This window comes from Paenibacillus sp. MER 180 (assembly GCF_023713665.1).
In the GTDB taxonomy this organism is placed as follows: domain Bacteria; phylum Bacillota; class Bacilli; order Paenibacillales; family Paenibacillaceae; genus Paenibacillus_B; species Paenibacillus_B suaedae.
In genome coordinates, this window is record NZ_JAMAVT010000055.1 from 1 (window position 1) to 1177 (window position 1177).

The 1177-nt window shown below is 39.3% G+C and carries 1 rRNA gene; it reads left to right on the top strand.

What is annotated here, in order from left to right:
• Positions 1 to 8: 8 nt before the first annotated feature.
• Positions 9 to 125 (top strand): 5S ribosomal RNA (gene rrf / locus M3661_RS29750).
• Positions 126 to 1177 lie beyond the last annotated feature (1052 nt).

Sequence of the window (1177 nt, forward strand, 5' to 3'; positions counted from 1 at the left end):
CAATGCTGTTTGGTGGCGATGGCGGAGGGGTTCCACGCGTACCCATCCCGAACACGACCGTTAAGCCCTCCAGCGCCGATGGTACTTGGACCGCAGGGTCCCGGGAGAGTAGGACGTCGCCAAGCAAAATAAAGTAGCCCACTGACCGTAATAAGTCGGTGGGCTATTTGTTGTCCACAAATCATCCACAATTACTAACCTCATACGGGGATAACTGTTAATGACAATACAATATTGGTTATCCACAAGTGTATAAGTTGTTATTTCTGCTAGATTATAGCACTCCATCCACATCAAGCTGTTGATACTTCATTATATCCGGGGACAATTCCATTTTCTTTTGTCAGGTTATCTGAAGTACCTAGGCTTCACTATTATTTCCTATGGAAATTCCAATGTTATTCACATATTCAAATGATGCGTTGCTTATTGATGCTTATTTCTGTAAATAGTCCAATGAGATCGGATGTGAAAAGGTGAATTGTGTTCAATGAAGGAATACAACATAATTGATTATTTTAAAGACAATTGAATTTAATTAGGATCGATGTCCTTTGAAATAGTAGAGTAAGTTTGGACGAATTCATATATTGAACCTACCAATTTAGAAGACTCCCATTTATTGAACCTATAGACGACTGTCATTATATCCGTTCTATATGAGTATCTTTTGAATATGTACTTCCCTAACATATATCGGAGTCGTCGTTATCTATAGAAGGGAAGCTGTCCGTTATCATGTCTTTAGCAGCACCGTATCTAATTGAAGCCATTGTGGGATGCTAATCAATAATCAGTGACCATTCTTGGTGGCTATCCAGTATAGGATGTTCTGTTGTATCCCAAAAATGTGCTTGCGCATTTCTAAAGTATGTGGTATATTATTATTCCTGCCTCACTAAGAGGTGGGCAACAACAAATGAAAACAACTTAAAAACAAGTTGAAAAAAAGTTGTTGACTTCGAATGAACGAAGTGATAAGATATAAAAGTCGCCGCTGATGAGGCGGTGAGAAAAAGGAAGTAACTGAGAGATTGGTTACTGACTGAAATTGTTCTTTGAAAACTGAACAACGAGCAACGTTTGTGAATGAGGTAGCAATACCTCGTCAAAAGATATGAGCAGTTCAAACTTAACTTTAACGGAGAGTTTGATCCTGGCTCAGGACGAACGCTGG